At 38.5% G+C, this 19,015-nt stretch carries 16 protein-coding genes, 1 rRNA gene and 1 pseudogene; 5 read left to right on the forward strand and 13 right to left on the reverse strand.

Annotation, left to right across the window (positions count from 1 at the left end; all coding sequences use genetic code 11):
* Positions 1-26: 26 nt before the first annotated feature.
* Both argH and AMS59_RS19640 read left to right on the forward strand, forming a co-directional pair.
* On the forward strand, positions 27-1,541 hold the full coding sequence (argH, locus tag AMS59_RS19635) for an argininosuccinate lyase (RefSeq protein WP_053485412.1): 1,515 nt from the start codon (positions 27-29) through the stop codon (positions 1,539-1,541).
* Entirely contained in the window at positions 1,538-2,485 is a 948-nt protein-coding gene (locus AMS59_RS19640; protein ID WP_053485413.1) for an N-acetylglucosamine kinase, read from the forward strand. The genes argH and AMS59_RS19640 overlap by 4 nt, the downstream gene beginning before the upstream one ends.
* A 408-nt stretch (positions 2,486-2,893) precedes the next feature.
* Here the strand turns inward: AMS59_RS19640 and AMS59_RS19645 are convergent, their stop codons facing one another.
* The 4 genes from AMS59_RS19645 to AMS59_RS19660 all read right to left on the reverse strand — a co-directional run bounded on the left by AMS59_RS19645 (position 2,894) and on the right by AMS59_RS19660 (position 6,748).
* The gene (locus AMS59_RS19645; RefSeq protein WP_053485414.1) at positions 2,894-4,189 is read right to left on the reverse strand and encodes a transglutaminase domain-containing protein; all 1,296 of its coding nucleotides are present in this window, start codon (positions 4,187-4,189) and stop codon (positions 2,894-2,896) included.
* A gap of 104 nt (positions 4,190-4,293) precedes the next feature.
* Positions 4,294-5,442 carry a transglutaminase domain-containing protein gene (locus AMS59_RS19650; protein ID WP_053485415.1) on the reverse strand — a complete coding sequence of 383 codons (1,149 nt, stop codon included), beginning with the start codon at positions 5,440-5,442 and terminating at the stop codon, positions 4,294-4,296.
* A 245-nt stretch (positions 5,443-5,687) separates the two neighbouring features.
* Positions 5,688-5,948, reverse strand: coding sequence for a metal-sensitive transcriptional regulator (locus AMS59_RS19655; RefSeq protein ID WP_004233098.1), 261 nt, complete (start codon positions 5,946-5,948; stop codon positions 5,688-5,690).
* Between the two features lie 89 nt (positions 5,949-6,037).
* On the reverse strand, positions 6,038-6,748 hold the full coding sequence (locus AMS59_RS19660) for a glycosyltransferase family 2 protein (protein ID WP_234007856.1): 711 nt from the start codon (positions 6,746-6,748) through the stop codon (positions 6,038-6,040).
* Positions 6,749-7,151: 403 nt separating this feature from the next.
* On the opposite strand from AMS59_RS19660, the gene AMS59_RS19665 reads away from it, so the two are divergent.
* The gene (locus AMS59_RS19665; RefSeq protein WP_234007857.1) at positions 7,152-9,089 is read left to right on the forward strand and encodes an SEL1-like repeat protein; all 1,938 of its coding nucleotides are present in this window, start codon (positions 7,152-7,154) and stop codon (positions 9,087-9,089) included.
* Between the two features lie 53 nt (positions 9,090-9,142).
* Here the strand turns inward: AMS59_RS19665 and AMS59_RS19670 are convergent, their stop codons facing one another.
* From AMS59_RS19670 to AMS59_RS19695, 6 genes are all read right to left on the reverse strand, one after another.
* Complete coding sequence (locus tag AMS59_RS19670) at positions 9,143-9,547, reverse strand: hypothetical protein (RefSeq protein ID WP_053485416.1); 405 nt, start codon at positions 9,545-9,547, stop codon at positions 9,143-9,145.
* A 76-nt stretch (positions 9,548-9,623) separates the two neighbouring features.
* The gene (locus AMS59_RS19675; RefSeq protein WP_053485428.1) at positions 9,624-10,994 is read right to left on the reverse strand and encodes a HAMP domain-containing sensor histidine kinase; all 1,371 of its coding nucleotides are present in this window, start codon (positions 10,992-10,994) and stop codon (positions 9,624-9,626) included.
* Entirely contained in the window at positions 10,994-11,665 is a 672-nt protein-coding gene (locus AMS59_RS19680; RefSeq protein WP_053485417.1) for a response regulator transcription factor, read from the reverse strand. The genes AMS59_RS19675 and AMS59_RS19680 overlap by 1 nt, the downstream gene beginning before the upstream one ends.
* A gap of 152 nt (positions 11,666-11,817) precedes the next feature.
* Positions 11,818-12,915, reverse strand: coding sequence for a DUF1648 domain-containing protein (locus AMS59_RS19685; RefSeq protein ID WP_053485418.1), 1,098 nt, complete (start codon positions 12,913-12,915; stop codon positions 11,818-11,820).
* A gap of 3 nt (positions 12,916-12,918) precedes the next feature.
* Complete coding sequence (locus tag AMS59_RS19690; RefSeq protein ID WP_053485419.1) at positions 12,919-13,314, reverse strand: GntR family transcriptional regulator; 396 nt, start codon at positions 13,312-13,314, stop codon at positions 12,919-12,921.
* Between the two features lie 78 nt (positions 13,315-13,392).
* Positions 13,393-14,280: a LysR family transcriptional regulator gene (locus AMS59_RS19695; RefSeq protein ID WP_053485420.1), complete on the reverse strand. Its 888-nt coding sequence runs from the start codon at positions 14,278-14,280 to the stop codon at positions 13,393-13,395.
* A 13-nt stretch (positions 14,281-14,293) separates the two neighbouring features.
* On the opposite strand from AMS59_RS19695, the pseudogene AMS59_RS24485 reads away from it, so the two are divergent.
* Positions 14,294-14,422 (forward strand): annotated as a pseudogene (locus AMS59_RS24485) (methyltransferase); the annotation flags it as partial.
* 465 nt (positions 14,423-14,887) lie between these two features.
* Here AMS59_RS24485 and aceB read toward each other — a convergent pair.
* Entirely contained in the window at positions 14,888-16,486 is a 1,599-nt protein-coding gene (gene aceB / locus AMS59_RS19700) for a malate synthase A (protein WP_053485421.1), read from the reverse strand.
* A 110-nt stretch (positions 16,487-16,596) separates the two neighbouring features.
* A complete protein-coding gene (aceA, locus tag AMS59_RS19705) occupies positions 16,597-17,880 on the reverse strand; it encodes an isocitrate lyase (RefSeq protein WP_053485422.1) in 1,284 nt (427 codons plus the stop codon).
* A gap of 213 nt (positions 17,881-18,093) precedes the next feature.
* On the opposite strand from aceA, the gene AMS59_RS19710 reads away from it, so the two are divergent.
* Positions 18,094-18,765 carry a LytTR family DNA-binding domain-containing protein gene (locus tag AMS59_RS19710; RefSeq protein ID WP_053485423.1) on the forward strand — a complete coding sequence of 224 codons (672 nt, stop codon included), beginning with the start codon at positions 18,094-18,096 and terminating at the stop codon, positions 18,763-18,765.
* Positions 18,766-18,914: 149 nt separating this feature from the next.
* Here AMS59_RS19710 and rrf read toward each other — a convergent pair.
* Positions 18,915-19,015 (reverse strand): 5S ribosomal RNA (gene rrf / locus AMS59_RS19715); the annotation flags it as partial.

Raw genomic sequence — 19,015 nt, forward strand, 5'->3', positions numbered from 1 at the left:
TGCCAATCTACTAGGAGGCAATTAATATGTTTGAAGATTTCCGCAACAAAACCCAGCAAGAAGATGGGATGAACTTCCCTTCTAATATTTATCGTAAAATCGTCTTACAGCCGGCTTATGATGAGGCCAAGAAAAACTTTTTAACAATTATGCTACAAATCAATATTGCACACTTAAAAATGTTAGAAGAACAGGGTCTAGTAAAAAAAGAAGACGCTAAAGAAATTGGTACTGCTTTGAAAAAACTAGACTTGAACTATTTTCGTATAGAAGATTACAGCCCGCGATATGAGGATTTGTTTTTCCGCATCGAAAATAAATTAATAGAGCTTGCTGGCGACGTTGCTGGGAATCTTCACATTGGTAGAAGTCGTAATGATATGGGTATTGCCATCTATCGCATGACTTTAAGAAAAAAATTGTTATTGCTTATGCGAGAATTACTGACATTACGGGATGATTTAATCGCAGCTGCTGAGGAGCACGTTGATACGATTATGATTGGCTATACACATACGCAACAGGCTCAGCCAACAACCTTTGCGCATTATTTAAAAGCTGTCATCGATCAACTTGAACGAGATTTTGAACGTTTACAGCACGTCTATAAAACGGTGAATCGCAGTAGTATGGGGGCTGCGGCATTAACGACAACAGGCTTCAATATTAATCGAGAACGCATGCGTGAGTTATTGGCCTTCGATGATATTATCGAAAATGCGTGGGATGCTGTTGCTGGTGCAGATTATATTGCAGAGGCAGCGAGTATTGTTCAGCTTGCGGCACTTAATCTCGGCCGCACATCCCAAGATTTTTTATTATGGGCTACACAGGAATTCAATGCATTTACACTAGCAAGCCCGTACGTGCAAGTTAGCTCTATCATGCCACAAAAGCGCAATCCTGTTTCGATCGAGCATACACGTTCATTGCTCTCAGCGGTTGTTGGTGATGCTAGTACTGTATTACAAATGGTACATAATACACCTTTTGGAGATATCGTAGACACAGAGGATGATATGCAACCATATTTATGGCGCGCCATTGACCGTTTAATAGGTATTTATAAACTATTTGGTTCACTTGTTGTCACGATGGATGTAAACAAGAAAAAACTAAGAAGTCGAGCAGAAAATAGTTTTGCCAATGTGACAGAGCTTGCCGATACACTAGTGCGCTCGGAAGGTATTTCATTCCGCCAAGCACATAGTATAGTTAGTAAATGTATTAAAGTATTGCTCGCTCATGGTGAGGAATCTCTAGCAAGTCTTACATGGGGGCTTACCAATACACAATCCAAATTAATTACTGGTAAACCATTAAAAATTTCCGAGGAAGATTTTTATCACACATTAAAACCAGAGACTTTCGTTGCTGTACGTACATTACTTGGTGGTCCGGCACCCGTAACGATGAAAGCATCTCTTGAACGCTCGAAGGAAAATACTCATAACCTTTATGAGTGGATTCGTTTGAAGGAGGCTATGATTATTGAAGCAGAAAAACAATTAACAGTATATATAGAGGAATGGAATCAATGATGGGATGGCTACTTATTATTGACGGTGGTGCTACAAAAACGGCATGTGCGCTCGTACATGCCGAGTCTGGTGAAATAAAATATACAACATCAACAAGTGGCTCGAATTATCAAGCAATCGGTGCTGCGTCTGCTACAGAAATATTGCAAGCGTTATTAGTAAACGTGCAGGACTTTTTGCAACAGCAAAATTACTCAAATATTGCTGTAGCTACTTTTGCAATGGCTGGGATTGATTCTCCCAAAGATCATGAAATCGTATCGGCAATCATTCATAGTGCTATATCGGCATTACAGTTAAAAATAGATACGCTTCTTATAGAAAATGATGCACAAGCCACTTTACTTGGTGTTACTGCTGGACAGGCAGGCGCATTGCTCATTGCTGGAACAGGAGCCATTGCGTACGCATTTGATGGTACACAAGTAGTACGTGCAGGTGGTTGGGGGCATCGTGCAGGAGATGAAGGCAGTGGCTATTGGTTAGGGCAAGAAGTCATACGTGCCATTTTCCGCATGGAAGACGGGCGTGGTGAGCAGACCATATTAAAAAATGCTGTCTATGATCACTTAAGGATCCAAGATGTTACAGAGCTAGCTACATGGCTGTTCCATCCATCCTACACGAATGCACAGCTAGCAAAAATGGGCGCATTTTTAGCAGATGCCGTGACCAAAAAGGATTCATGCGCCATTCAAATATCAACGCGTGCTGCCCATGAATTAGTGCTCCTTGCATGCGCGGTGTTGAAAAAAGTTGACTATCAAGGCGAAGCATTTAGCCTTTATTGTAATGGTGGTGCCATTAAGCATAATCCATTCATTTTTAAAATTTTTTCACAGGAAATGAAATCGATGCATCCGCAAATTGAAGTTTCTCTGTGTCAGCATCAACCAATCTATTATCTTATGGAGCAAACAAAAAGGGCCTATGACAGTTTGTAATGTCATAGGCTCTTCATATTATTAAAAACTATTATGTTGATGAAATCAAGGCGTCTATAATATATGGACATGCCCGATGATATACTCTATGTGAAGCGGTTGATTGGAGTGGAGACTGGGCGACTCCTTGGGGATTAGCGATATAGAGGAACGAAGGCTAAAAACATCACGTCCTGTGATAACGCCTTCGTGACCAACATCGTGTTGGCCCAAGCGGCTCATCGGACGCTCCCAGGAAGCTCTGCTCTGCGCGAAAGCAAAGCGTCAGCTACAAATGTTTTCTGTAGCGAAAGCAAAGCGTCAGCTACAAAGCGCCCAGTCGGAACGGAAATCAACCCCTCGTTTTGCAGAAGAGTCATTCTTTATTTAACTGTAATGTCAAAAGCTCTTTATTTTTAGCAAATATCATTAAAGCGCCATTTTTTTCAGTTCATTTGTCGTGAAATATAAATAACTGTTCTTCACAAATAAATCCTTCGTTTCTTCCCTATTTAACATTTGTTCTCCGCTTCCATCCGGACGAATCTTCGTTAAATACGCTCCGTGTGAATAATTGCTAAAATATAGCCAGCCATCTGCATAAACAACGTACTGTGCACGCGAATTGGAGATGCGTTTCGATTTACCTGTTTGTAAATCAAGCACGTACAATTTATTATCATCAGATACATTACTATAAAATATTTGTTGCCCTACCTGTGCAGCGAAATCTACATTGTGAAAGTAGTTATACATCGTACTCGTTGCTTTCGGGTAGTCTTTAGCAATCCACGAATGATCTTTTGCCATTGTTCGATCATCCACTAAAAAATATTGATAGCGTACCGCTCCTTTACGATCAGGTACCGGATCATTCCATGTAGTATCGAGGTGATACCAATGACCGTTCAGCTTTACTAAATTCCATGCATGTCCTTCCTGTCCGACATAGCCTACTATATATTTTGTTTCTATCCCTAGCTTTTGTAACATCGAATGAGCCAGCAATGCATAGCCCTGACAAACGCCACCATGTTCCGCAAGCACTGTATAAGCGCTATGTGGACTTGACTTCGTTTGATCCGTATAGGCGGTATTGGCAACGATATAATCATTGACAGCCCTAACCTTCTCTACATCACTTGATGCTTTTTTATTGATAGAGGCTACAATCTCTTGCACATTCATTTCAACAAATGCTGCCTGCTCTGGTGTCATTAAATAACTTTGCTCTCCAAAGATTGTGGCCGTTCTTCCTCCATATTCAAAACGAATTGAGTGTTTACTAATATGCCCATATACATAATCATCTCGTTTTATAGCATTTTCATAGGCTTCTTCCACTAGCTGTTCAATTCGTTGTGTATTGCCTTTATATTGAATCTCAAACTTAGGTGAAAAACTACTGTAGTACGCATACATCGCATCAGCCATTTCCTTTGCATTTGTTACAACTAACTTTGCTTCAGGTTTTTTGGCTGCTGGAGCTGTAACGGCTACTCCTTCTTCTGGCTTTTCTTCTATAGGTGTGGCCGTTTCAATGGAGGTATTCTCTGAAAGTTTAGCAGTAACGTCTATAATTTTTTCCTTTGTTGAGAGAAGCATCGTTTCTATTTCATCATTATTTGCCCAAGTTATCACTTGTTGTACAACTGCTTTACCAGCCGTATAAATGGGGTCAATAAAAATAATAATAATTACGATAATGGCTAATTTTTTCCACAAAATCCTCACCTCCAACCGTTTTCCTGTTTTCATTATATACAAAAAAAGCACAAAGGACTCACTCGGAAGTCCTTGTGCTTTCATTTTATAAAGATAGTTGAAGATTAGTTTATTTTAAGATTTTGTTCTTTTGCATTAACACTATAATTTAAGTGATTATCTCTAACGCTTAAGTTAGCAACTGATTGCTTCACAAGCACCTCAGTTTTTAATGTTTGAAGATTTAATTTTGTTAAGTAACCACTGTTACTGTAATCACTGAAATATAAATTGTTGTCCGCTCCTGTAATGTACAAGGCACGTTTATCAATTACTTTTGTTTTCTTACCGTTTGTTAAATCAAGCTTGTACAATTTATCGTTATCCGCTGTATTACTGAAGTACAATGTATTATTAACTTGATATGCGAAATGAACATTTTGCATATAGCTATATGTTGTACTTGTAGCAGCAGGATAATCTGAAGCTTCCCACTTATGGTCTTTCTTTAGCTGTGCATCATTTACTAAAAAATAATCATATGAAGAGGAGCCGACGCGATTTGGTAGTGGATCATTCCATGTTGTATCTAAATGATACCATTGACCATCAACCTTCACTAAATTCCATGCATGTGCTTGATTACCATTAACATAGCCTACAATATACTTGGATTCGATTCCTGCTTGCTCCAACATTTTATAAGTTGTTAACGCGTAGCCTTGACATACAGCTTGTCCTTCCATTAGTAATGCATATGCACCATGAGGACTAGCACTTGTTTTAGTACCATATGCAGTATTTGAAACAATATAATCATTGATCGCTTTTACTTTTTCAAATTCTGTCATTGAAGGCTTAATAATTGTTTTTAATACTTGATCAATCTTTTGTTGTACTACCGCTTCTTGTTTTTTGTCTGTGAAATATTTTATTTTATATGTAACATTGCCTGCTGAATCTGCAGAAATAGTAGTGCTTTCCATATGACCACCTGCATAGACCGCTTGCTCTTGTGCCTTTTCAAAGGCTTCCATAATTTTTTTATTGAAATCAGTCATTGGTCCGCTATATGTAATTTTAATCTCTGGTTCGAAATTATTTAATTGTTTTGCGATTTCTGTTGTGAATTGATCCCAAGTTGTTACTTTGGTATCTGCTACTACATTAATAACTGGTGAAGTATTTACTGGGTGAGCGTCTGCATTTTTAGCAAATGCTGCTGTTGGACTTAACATTAGTAATGCTACCCCGCTTATCAACCATTTCTTCATAATAAATCACCTTCCCGTTTGTTATATCCTGTAATTAGGATAGCAGAGAAAGTAACTACAAATCTATCGTACAAGTTCACTAACTATGACTTTTAACCATTAATTTTACTTTGTTGAACAGGTCTAAATTCCCAGAAATGAAATATAAGTATCGATTTAAACCATATTTTTGCAAAAAAATAAAAACCCACCTGTTTTTAGTGAGTTTTCTATAGCCTTTCCATCTAAGCAGGCTTCGCTCTATGTTAACGACTTTTTACTACTAAATTGACGGCCTCTTGAATAGCTTCATTCATTTTCTCGCCATCACCTTCAGCATTTTGTACACATTCTAAAAGATTTGTACTTACTATTACACCAACTGTACGATCTACTGCTGAACGTACTGCCGATAATTGAGTAATGACTGCCTTACAGTCCTTTTCTTCTTCCATCATTTTTAAAATTCCACGTAGCTGGCCTTCCATCCGTTTTACACGATTTTTCACTTGATCTGAATATTCCATCATCATTGCTCCTTCTTTCTATACTCGCTACGTTCTTGAGTAATTATTAATCTTTATCCTAGCACATTATTTTAAAATTAAACCTATAGTTATTTTTTCCTTGGGCTTAAATAATTCATAAGCATTTTAGTAATAATTGACCTTGCATTTGTTATTTCATCATACTGGATCACTGTATTTTTCTTTATTCGTAACTGACCTATCTCTACTTCAAAAATTGGGCACTTTCTTTCAAGTGCAGCGACTAGCATATTTGTGTCATAGTCATATCGTTCACCTTGCACTTTTATCAGCCATGGTAGCTCCTTTATAGAAATAAACCGTAAACCTGTTTGTGTATCCATTAGCTTTCTATGATAAAGGATCTCAAAAAACAAACTTGTTGTACGATTACCCCAATATGATAAAAACGTGCTGTCCGAAGAATGGAAGTTACGTACCCCTAACACAATTCCTTCAGAAAATACCTTTGTCATCGTTAAAACGAGCTTTACATCTTGTAAAGTATGTTGGCCATGAGCACCTACAGTAATGACACCTTGAAACACGCTTTTTTGAGACCTTACATAGGCAAAGGCTGTTTTTAGTGCGCCTCCCTTACCAATATTGTGGTCATGCTCTAGTACTAGACAGCAGTCAATCTTTTTCAACTCTTCAAATACACTTGCATATTTTTGATCGCTGCCATCATTGACAATGATAATTTGGCTAATGGTGGTAGCTAATAATTGATGGACATAGGTTATAAGTGACTGTTGTGGATTATAGGCTGGTATAATTGCTGCAATATTTTTCATCATTTCTATCCCCCGGATAACATGAAACTCTGGCAGATGCTCTTTTTATTAATTGCTACTTTGAATATCAACGAATCTCCTTATACCACATAGTATCATGTAACGATGACAATTCAACAATAACGGTATTTTCCCGATATATGAAAAAAGAGGATATCTTCGTAGCGTATGGTTGATTTCCGTTCCGACTGGGCACTTTCCTGGGGGCGTCCGATGAGCCGCTTGGGCCTACACGATGTAGGTCACGAAGGCGTTATCACAGGACGTGATGGTTTTAGCCTTCGTTCCTCTATCGCTAATCCCCAAGGAGTCGCCCAGTCTCCACTTCAATCAACTAATATACACGGTATACGTTTTAACAAATTAAACATCCAGATTTCGTGATGAGCAGAAAAAGAATAATGTTATGAAAGAGGTGAGTGCTATCGTCATACAATATGAGATTCTCCAAGATCAATGTAAGAAATTAAAAGCTTTATGCTTGGTTAAATTGGCTAAAAATTTACAGGATGCTAGCTCGATCGCCATTTCAAAGCCAGCTCTATCTCTTCAAAAATCACTCCTAGTACTAGAGGAAATTTTATCTGAGCTTTATAGGCTGGAAATGCATACCGAACCGAAGCTAAAAAATATTCGATCATTACTCAATAATCGTAGCTTTGTTGCAAAAATTCATCCACGTCGTATTTATTTATTAATGAATCTTGTAAGCAAAATGACTGCTAGTAATAGTAATGAAGTCGTAGAAGCAAAGGCAGCAAAAATTGTTCTTGATTATATAAGTGATATTGTAGAATGGTTTATCGAACGCTATGACCGTAGCTTAAAGGCAAAAATGATTCGCATAGCACCAGGCTTTGAAGATATAACTTCAGCTTTTGATGTAAATTTGCTGCTTCAAGATGACCAATCAATCGAGGCTTATAAAAGTGCTGCAAGCTGGTTTGAGCTTGCTGCCAAACAAGGGAATGCAAGTGCTCAATATAATTTAGGCGCTCTTTATAATCAAGGCCGTGGTGTTAAGAAAGATTATGCTGTTGCAAAAATGTGGTATGAACGCGCCGCTGCACAAAATGATGCAAACGCGCTTTATAGCTTAGGTGTGCTCTACCATTTAGGCCATGGTGTTGTACAAAATTATGAAGAAGCCGCTCAATATTATAAAGCTGCTGCAGATTTAGAAAACGCAGATGCACAGTACAATCTTGGGGTTCTATACAATCAAGGACTTGGGATGCCACTAAACTTTGCCGAGGCAGCAAAATGGTACATGCTAGCAGCCAATCAAGGCAATACAAGTGCTCAAAATAACCTTGGATTCCTTTATCACAATGGAAATGGTGTCGAGCAAAGCTATGAGGAAGCTATAGCCTATTTTGAAATGGCTGCATTAGCTGGTGATGCAAGCGCTCAGTATAATCTTGGCTATATGTACCTTAAAGGTCGTGGTATCTCGCAAAATCTTGAAGAAGCTGTGCAGTGGTTCCATTTAGCTGCACTTCAAGACCATACAAATGCGGAATTCCAATTGGCCATGCTATACAACACTGGTCAAGGTATTCCTCAAGATCACTTAGAGGCTATAAAATGGTTTAAACTCGCAGCACATAAAGGACACTTAAATGCTCAATACTGTCTCGGTGTGCTCTATGTCAAAGAAAACGATATAACTTTAGCAGAAAAATGGTTACAGTTAGCTGCTAACAAAGGACATATAAGTGCAGGATTTGAGCTTGGACGTATTTATGTATACCAACTTCAGCAACCAGAGAAAGCTCTACCTCACTTTAAAGCAGCTGCTGAAAAGGGTTATGCTGATGCTCAGTATGAGCTCGGATTATTATATGAAGCTGAATTGAATTATGTTGAAGCAGTAAAATGGTGGAGAGCCGCTACTGATCAGTCCCATATTCAGGCTGAATATCAATTAGGTTTATTATATGAGCACGGATTGGGGATCGAGCAGGACTTAGAAGAGGCACGACGCTGCTATCGACTAGCAGCCATCCAAGGACATTCAGGTGCTCAATATCAGCTCGGTAATTTATTTGATAAGGGAAAAGGTGTCGAACAGGATTATACAGAGGCCGCAAAATGGATTGAACAAGCTGCCGCTAAAGGACATGCCAAAGCACAATATCAATTGGCTCAAATGCACAGTCATGGACAAGGGGTACCGAAGGATTTTACGAAAGCAGCCCAACTGTATCGACTGGCTGCCAATCAAGGGCATCAAAAAGCACAATTCCAGCTTGGTATGCTTTATAAAAAAGGGCATGGTGTTGCACAGGATTATACCGAGGCAACAAAATGGCTTAAGAAGTCTCTTGAAAATATAAAATAAAGCTGTTTTCCTTAAAAACAAACCCGTGTCACAGTCATGACACGGGATTTTCTTTAATTCTTCATTTCCTCTTTTTGATTTACCATAAATGTTACAAAGATAAATAAAGCAAAGCTAATTAATAATGTTGTCCCACCTACGATAAAGAAGATCAATGTAAATGTTTGGTTAAAATTAAATGGATTTATATTGTAGAACCACATGCCGATTGTTAAGCCAAAAACACCGATAATTGCCGTCCAACCATGTGCAGCTACTAATTTTTGTGATTTCACTTTGAAGGCACGATAGAAAATGCCCCATGCAAACATACTTAACCAGCCAACTAATAATACGTGTGCATGTATCGGTCTATATTCATAACTACCTGAACCAGACATATGTGAGCCTAGATACGTACCAAATAAGGCGAAAATTGCAGCAAGACGAATAAGACGTAAACTCCATTTTTGTTCCATACGATAACTCCCCCTAAGCTTTTTCAACTTAGTTAGTAGTTTATCTCGTGAACATGAACTTTACATGAACTCCTCATTACAGTTTTTGTAAGTGGACTCGGACCTTTGTGCCGGAATTCATAACACTTTCCATATGAACCGTTCCTCCATGCAGCTCAGCAATTTGCTTTACGATGGCTAGTCCAAGCCCAGTACCTTGCTTTGTTCTAGAGGCATCCGCGCGATAAAAGCGATCATATACCTTTTGTAATTGATCAGCAGTCATCCCTATACCACTATCCTCGACGATTACTTCAACTGAAGTTGGGGATTCTTGCAAGTGAACATGAATTTCCCCGCCTTCGACATTATATTTAATGGCATTCGTCAATAAATTATCCCAAACATTTTGTAATAGCCCAGCATCCCCATCATATGTTACTGGTTCAAGCTGATACGATAATTGTACATTTGCCTCTTCAAGCTGCCAGCGATATTTTCTTACGGTTTCCTTTAATTGCTCATCTAAACGATAAGGTTCACGCTTTAATAACCTTGTAGATTGATCGAGTGACGTTAGTAAAAGTAATTGCTTAGTTAATGTCGACATACGCTTCGTTTCTAGCTCAATAATCGTTGTATATTCCTGTCTTTCCTTATCGGTCAGCAAAGGATTCTTTAGTAAATCTACATACCCTTGAATATTCAACAATGGCGACTGAAAATCATGGGATACATTACTAATAAACTCTTTACGTATTCGATCATTTTCCTGTAATTTTTCTGTCATGACATTAAAGCTAACTGCTAATTGTCCAATCTCATCTGCTCGATCTATATCCAGTAGCGTATCGAATTTTTCATGTGCAAGCTGATGTGTTGCCTCTGTTAACTGTGTAATAGGGCGAATTAGTGCTTTTGCAAATAGTAACATTGATAATAGACTAAGTACCGCCATCACAAGAATAAGCCCACCAAGTATCGTATGCACCTCAGAAAATAACAAGCGAATATCCGGTCTTATAAACAGTGCATAATGCTTATTTTCATATGTAAATGGCACACCTATCGTATTAATTAGCTCATTCGCAAAAAAACCTGTCACAAATGTCTCTTTTGGAAAATCACGCATACCATGATAAATTTCCCCGTCTAAAACATGCTCGACAGTATTGGATGACAGTGTTTTATCACGATATTTACCACCGTAAAATTGCCCTTCATCACCAGTCGTTACATAAATTTGATAACCTATTTCACCCAGAGTCGTTAAATAATTATCTAAATCATCAGGCTTTGATGACTCAATGTATTTCGCAATATCCTGCGCAATCTTCACATTTTTAGCATCATTTTTTTCCTTTATAACTTGGTGATAATAAGTATTTGTCACTAAAAAACCGATGCACAAGCTTCCTATCATAACGAGCAAAGTCGTGGCAACAAACTTACTATATAACGTTTTCATCATGCAATAACCTCAACCTTATAGCCTACACCACGTACCGTTGTAATCTCAACATCTGTTTCATAACGATGCAGACGCTCACGGATCCGCTTCACATGTGTATTTAAAGTCTGCTCATCTCCATCATAATCATAGCCCCACACCTGTTCCATAATGTAACTACGTGTAAACACCTGATTCGGGCGAGATGCTAGTAATGCCAATAGCTCAAATTCCTTCAAAGGCAGAACAAGTGTATCGTCCCCAATGATAACTTCAAAGCTTCGACGATCGATGACTAGTCTTCCCACCTGGATTGTTACTTGATTTTTCTTATCAAGTCTACGCAATATGGCAGCTATGCGAAACAGCAATTCTTTAGGCTCGAATGGTTTCACAACATAGTCGTCTGAGCCTGCCAAAAACCCTCGTTCCTTGTCCTCAATCTCGCCCTTTGCCGTTAATAACAAAACAGGAATATCGTAATCCTGGCTCAATGTTTCCGTTAATGTAAAACCATCCATTCCTGGCATCATGACATCTACAATAGCCAAATCAGGCAAATTTCCATCAAGTAATTTAAGGGCCTGATGTCCGTTTTCCGCCTGCAGCACCTGATAGCCCTCTCTTGTCAGATAAATATTCACTAGCTGCAAAATATGTACATCATCATCTACAATGAGAATTTTCATTCAAGCCTTACCTCCATCCAACTTGTTTCTGGTACACTATTTTAACAAAAAATTCACTCCCATCCACGGACAATACAAGCCTCCGTTGAGTCTTGCGTTACATGTTGTCCTACGAGGAATGACGGAATCTTTAATAACTACTTTCATCCATATTATAACGAAAAGAAAGAAATCAACAGCAATATAAGTAATGGCAGAACAATTACGATATAACCTCGCGGATTTGCAAAATTCATCGTCCAGCCGACCCCAAAGCGTTTCTCGACAAAAACAGAAGGATCTTGACGATTCACATAAATTAATCCGCCCTTCCAATAGCGATCCTCATCAACATCCATTACTTCTGAAACGACATTGTCCCCGTAGTTCACCCTCAGCTTACGTTTTTTCCATGCGTAAACAAGGACTGAGCCGAGAACTAGCAATAAGAACAAAATAAATACCGGTAGTAGACTATTCCCTGTAGTCATTGAAGGATAGATATTGCTTAACTGTAATACTGTAAATAATATTGTAAAGGCATAGCTTAATAACATTATGCTCCAGCTCATATACTTTCTACTTTTTAGCTGATCTTCCAATGATTCTTCCTTACGATTAACAGCTAACTTGATTGCTGAACGCTTTATAGAGTCTACAATTCCCCACATCATACATTGCATCATTAGCATAACAAGCGGCAGTGAAACCGCAGTAAAATATGTTTTGCTTCTCCAAGAATCTGCTTCACCGCTAGGTCCCCAGTGTACAGCAATATGAACTGGTATTTGGTCATAATGGCGGACTGTAAAGATAATTAGAAACACCGTAACACCAAAAGGGATTACATAAAATGGCCACGGAAGCATTTCATCACGGCTACGTGCCGTTAAGTCAACTGCACGAACTTGTTTTATATTTAAGCCCCATTGCTCTTCTTTTTTAAGTTTTAAAACTTTTTGATGGTTTATCCAATATAATGTCATACTGACTGCAAGCATGGCAAATAAGCAGCCAAGCAGTAAAATACTTTGCATGAACTCAGATTGTGCAAAGTAATAATAGCTAACAATCATCATCATTAATAACATGACACCAGATATTCCAACGATTTGAGCATAATGCTTTTTCATAGTTCGCAATGCGGGATGTTTTACATTCTGTTCAGGTACAGTCACGCCAAAGACAATCGTTTCCCGTACTATAAACGGAACAAACACTTGTAAAGCTAATGTTATGATGTAAATTGTTGAAAAAATAGCAAGTAGCATGTGCTACACCCCTTCTGCTGGTATTTGCAAATCAGCAAATACTTTTTTCATCATGTACTCGATTTGCTCTGCTGTTGCGCCGAGCACCATTCCTTCTGCCACAACAGGCTTTAAATTTTTTTCAATTTGTTGTAATTGTTCAGGAGTTAACGCTCGCTCCTCTGTTGAACGGATAATAGCACCTGATTTGGCCCTAATTGTAATGATTCCTTTTTCCTCTAGCTCATGATAGCTTTTATTAACCGTGTGCATATTTACACCCAGATCAGCCGCTAAATTACGTACAGATGGTAGGGTATCTCCGGGCTTCATTTCCCCTCTTGCAATTCCTTCAATAATTTGCCGTGTTACCTGTTCATAAATTGGTATATCAGATTGTGGCTCTATTTGAATAAACAATAATATCATCTCCATATTTGTTATATAAACAATATAACAAATAATTATCATTTGTACATAAGGAAAGTGATATTGAAATTATAGGGAGTTCTTAACAGTTTCTATAAACTTTTGCACAAGTAAGTTATGCCTTTCATTTTTCCTTGTACAAATTGCAATTTTATGATTAATATGAACATCCTTTACATAAACCCTCGCCAATTGCCTACTATCAACATACTCTCGAACAGCTAGTGACGAAATAAAATTTGCACCATAGCCCGCCATTACTGAACGAATCGTTTCATTGATTCCATTAAACTGTAGTGCAATTTTAGGTGGTTTGACTTGATACGTTTGACATAAAGAAAAAAGATGCTCTCTCATGGAACTTCCTTCCTCACGCATAATAAAAGGCTCTTTCATCATGTCAGCAAGTGAAATGGACTGATTTGCATAAGGATGATCAGGTGCGACTACAAACCATAATTCATCCTCAAAAAGCTCCTCCCACTCTACTTCTTCCGGCCTTTCTAAAATACCACCACCATAAATAGCAATATCAGCTTTATACTGTATTAATTGCTCAAAGGCATCTTTGGTGTTAGTAGTCGTAATGACTAAATTTACGTCTTCATTTGTCCCTTTAAAGGTAGCTGCCCACTTAGGAATTAGAAAGTTAGCTTGTAAGTATGTAGCAACTATATGTATTGTTCCTGCTTTAGCAAGTCGATAATCTTCAATGAATGATTCAATATGTTCTTCAAGCATAACAAGATTTTTTGCCTTTTCTGCTAAAGCTTCTCCAAATTCAGTTAATACTACGCCCCGTCCTTGTTGCTTAAATAATTGAATCCCAATCTCATGCTCAAATTTTTTTATTTGGCTTGAAACTGCTGGCTGACTAATACGAAGTAATTCTGCCGCTTTCGTGAAACTACCTGTAGTAGCAACTTGATAAAACAATTTTAATCCATGAATATTCACGATGTCACCTTTAGATGAAAGGGTACAAGGTGTGCGACAGTTTATGGATTTATTGCAAGAAGAATCTCGAATTGAATCCACAGCTATACAAACAGTTGGCAATAAAGGCTATGATGGTTTTGTGCTCGCCATAGTTAAATAATCAAAAAAGGAGATGTCTCATAATTAATTCGAGACATCTCCTTTCAACAATAGTTATTTCGTAACTATTGCTAATTTCCTTTCAAACATGTAACAGCTTGTTCTATATCAACTGTACATCCTATTTCATTTAATGTTTCCCCTATTAATCGGTCCAGGAACCTATAATATTTCGTTATTTCGCATGTTTGCTCCCCTTACAATGTTTTTGGAAAATAAAAAAATGCCTTACAAGCCCCCATCTAGCTCGTAAGACATCCTTCACCCTTTTAAATCTCTTTACTAATAGACCCCTTTTTTTGTAACCGTGTTCATTTTTCAGTAAGGAACGGGGGAACAGACCCCGCTCGTTACATTAGTGGAATAAGGTGGACTCCATTCGAGTTTAGTCCACAACATTTTAGGAAAGTTAGATATGTTCATTTAGTAGATTCGTATCTCAAATCAATGATGCCTCAGCAGCAAGTTAAGCTAATTTTTCGTAACCTGGAAGCGTCAAGAATTCCGCAAATTCATCTTGTTCAATTAAAGATTTAAACAGCTCAGCAGCTTCTTCATAGCGGCCACCGTTATAAGCTTGTTTCCCAACAGCCTCTTTAATTTTCACAAGCTCTTCCTCCAAGATTTCTAGAACAAAGGCCAATGTAATGCCACGACCATCATCCAAGACCCCTTTTGGATGACGAATCCATTGCCATACTTGTGTACGAGAGATTTCTGCAGTTGCAGCATCCTCCATTAAGTTGTTAATCGGTGCAGCTCCGTTGCCTCGTAGCCAAGAAGCAATGTACTGAACCCCTACACTACAGTTAGTACGAAGACCTTCAAGTGTAATTGTACCTTCCGGAACAGCTACTAAATCTTCTGCTGCAACATTTACATCCTCACGTTTTTTATGGATTTGGTTTGGTGTCGTCATTATCGCATCAAACTGTTCCATTGCCGTTGCAACCATACCCGGATGCGCTACCCAAGTTCCATCGTGGCCATCTGTTGCCTCACGACGTTTATCTTCTGCAACCTTTGCAAACGCTACAGCATTCGCGTCGTCATCCCCTTTAACAGGGATTTGTGCTGCCATACCGCCCATCGCAGGAGCATTACGTTTATGACATGTTTGAATACATAAAGACGTATATGCCTTCATGAAAGGTACAGTCATTGTTACTTGTCCACGGTCCGGTAAAATTACATCAGGTTGATTACGCAGACGTTTGATATAGCTGAAAATGTAATCCCAGCGTCCACAATTCAGACCAGCTGAATGTTCACGTAGTTCATATAAAATTTCATCCATTTCAAATGCTGCTAAAATTGTTTCGATTAATACAGTAGCCTTAATTGTCCCTTGTGGAATTCCGATATAGTCTTGTGCAAACACAAAGACATCATTCCATAAGCGTGCCTCCAAATGGCTTTCAAGCTTCGGTAGGTAGAAATAAGGCCCCGTACCTTTTGCCAATGCATTTTTAGCATTATGGAATAAATACAGACCGAAATCAAAGAAACTACCAGAGATCGGTTCGCCATCCACTAGTACATGCTTTTCAAGTAAATGTAGGCCACGTGGACGAACTAATAACACAGCTGTCTTTTCGTTTAACTTATACGTTTTACCATTAGATGCTTGTGTAAACTCAATCGTCTTATTAATAGCATCACGCATATTAATTTGGCCACCAATCATGTTTTCCCATGTCGGGGCAGATGCATCCTCAAAGCAAGCCATAAACATTTTCGCACCAGAGTTTAATGCATTAATAACCATTTTACGGTCAACAGGTCCTGTAATTTCTACACGACGGTCATGCAAATCTGCTGGAAGTGGTGCAATTGTCCAATCTCCCTCACGGATGTGCTTTGTTTCTGGTAAGAAGTCGAGTTTCTCACCTGCATCAAGACGCTTTTGGCGTTCTTGACGAGCCTCTAATAGCTCTTTTCGACGAGTATCAAATTTTTCGTGCAGGGCAAGAACAAACTCAAGGGCTTCTGGTGTTAAAATCTCTTTTGTTTGCTCGTTTTGTTCCCCAACAATTTTAAGCTTACCTGTTGTTGCTTGTTCCATCAGTTTTTTCCCCCACCTTTGTGATTTTAAGTAGTCATCCCCCGCTTTAGGAGGAGCGGAGGAGACTAATCTATGATTATGAATTTAGGAATACACGTACTTTATGAAACTTATACGAATTGTTCTGTTTCTGTAGAACCAGCCATTGCTGTTGTAGAAGAAGTACCACCAGAGATAACTTGAGATACATCATCAAAGTAACCAGTACCTACTTCACGTTGATGGCGTGTAGCTGTGTAGCCTTTTGATTCTGATGCAAACTCAGCTTGTTGTAGCTTAGAGTATGCAGCCATACCATTATCTTTATAATCATGTGCAAGCTCAAACATAGAATGGTTTAATGCGTGGAAACCAGCTAATGTTACGAATTGGAATTTATATCCTAATTTACCTAGCTCGCGTTGATATTCTGCGATTTCTTCTTCTGATAGATTTGCTTTCCAGTTGAAAGAAGGTGAGCAGTTGTATGCTAGCAATTTACCTGGGAATTTAGCATGAATAGCTGCCGCAAATTCACGAGCTTCCTCAAGAGATGGTTTAGAAGTTTCGCACCAGATCAAATCTGCATATGGCGCGTAAGCTAAACCACGAGCAATCGCTTGTTTGATACCTGGTTTTGTACGGAAGAAGCCTTCTGGAGTACGTTCACCAGTAATAAACTCAGCATCACGTGGATCGATATCAGATGTTACCATATCAGCAGCATCAGCATCTGTACGAGCGATTAAAATTGTATCAACACCCATTACGTCTGTTGCAAGACGAGCAGCAATTAAGTTACGAACAGCATTTTGTGTCGGAAGTAAAACTTTACCACCTAAGTGACCACACTTTTTCTCAGAAGCTAATTGGTCTTCTAAGTGAACACCAGCAGCTCCAGCTTCAATCATTCCTTTTACAAGCTCAAATACGTTTAGAGGACCACCGAAGCCAGCCTCAGCATCTGCTACGATTGGAGCGAACCAATCAAAATGATCTACACGTCCTTCAGCATGATCGATTTGGTCTGCACGTTGTAAAGCTTGGTTAATACGCTTAACTACTGCTGGTACAGAGTTTGCTGGATATAAAGATTGGTCAGGGTACATTTGACCAGAAAGGTTAGCATCTGCAGCAACTTGCCAGCCTGATAAGTAGATTGCTTTTAATCCCGCTTTCACTTGTTGTACAGCTTGATTACCAGTTAATGCACCTAATGCATTAATGAACGGTTCTTCGTGTAAAGATTTCCAAAGTCGATCTGCGCCTTTAGTTGCTAAAGTTTGTTCAAGTACAACAGAGCCCTGTAACTTAATAACCTCTTCAGCTGAATATGCGCGTTCAATACCTGCCCAACGAGGGTTCTCTGCCCATTGTTTTTCTAATGCTTGAATTTTTTCTTGACGTGTTGACATATTGAAATTCCACCTTCCCCTTTGTATACAATATACTCTGTTAAAAAACTTTTAATCAGCTGTTCCATAACAGGTTTATTTGTTGTAAATTAATATATAACAGAACATCTGAATTTTCATTATTTTTAGATAAAATACCAAATTTTAATGATGAAACTGCTTTTTTAGGCGACGAAATTTGGTAAACTGTTTACAAACAAGGGGGTATTCACAATGGACAATGAGTTTAATTCTTTGCCAAAAGATATTTCACAACAGTTTATTTCAATGCTAAAAGACTGGGTTCCAGCGAATTCATCCATTGCAATTGCTGCTGAAAATGCCTATATCTATTTTCATTCTGGGCATCAAAACATTAACTTGGAAGTAGGTCAACAAGTACAATCTGGCAGCATTGCAGAGCTAGTACTACGTACGAGGAAACGAACAGAGGCCATTTTAGATAATTCTTTATTCGGAACACCCTATTATGGGATAGGTTACCCTATAAACATTTTAGATGTGCCTGCAGCACTTGTTGTAGTATTACCGTCAACCTTTACCGAAAAGAAATTAGAGCCCTTTCAATTTTTAACTGGAAAGCAAGAAGAGGAATGGAATCCTGTTGCAATTGAAAAAATCTCTCATATTGAAAGTCTGCAGAAAAAAACGTGGTTTTATGTGGCGGGGGAACAATATAAAACAAGTATTACACTTAAAGAACTTCAGATGCGCCTACCTTCATCTTTTATTCGCATTCACAGATCTTATATTGTTAATATTCATTTCATAAAAAAAATGGCGCGTGATCTTACTTCCAATTTTATTGTCACTCTAAAGGATGGAAGTGAACTACCTGTTAGCCAATCTTATTTAAATAATCTAAGAAACGCTCTTGAATTTTAGATTTCGCCTTAGCGTAATTGATGTCATTTGTTGCTGTTGCTGTCGCTTCGCTTTCGCACAGAAAACATAAAAGGCTGTCCTATACATTGGTTGTATAAGACAGCCTGAAAAATAAAAAAGCCTGAGAAAAAATTCTCAGACTTTAGATTGCCTAGCGACGTCCTACTCTCACAGGGGAAGCCCCCAACTACCATCGGCGCTAAAGAGCTTAACTTCCGTGTTCGGTATGGGAACGGGTGTGACCTCTTTG

Origin of the sequence: Lysinibacillus sp. FJAT-14745 (genome assembly GCF_001275675.1) — a bacterium.
Lineage (GTDB): Bacteria > Bacillota > Bacilli > Bacillales_A > Planococcaceae > Lysinibacillus.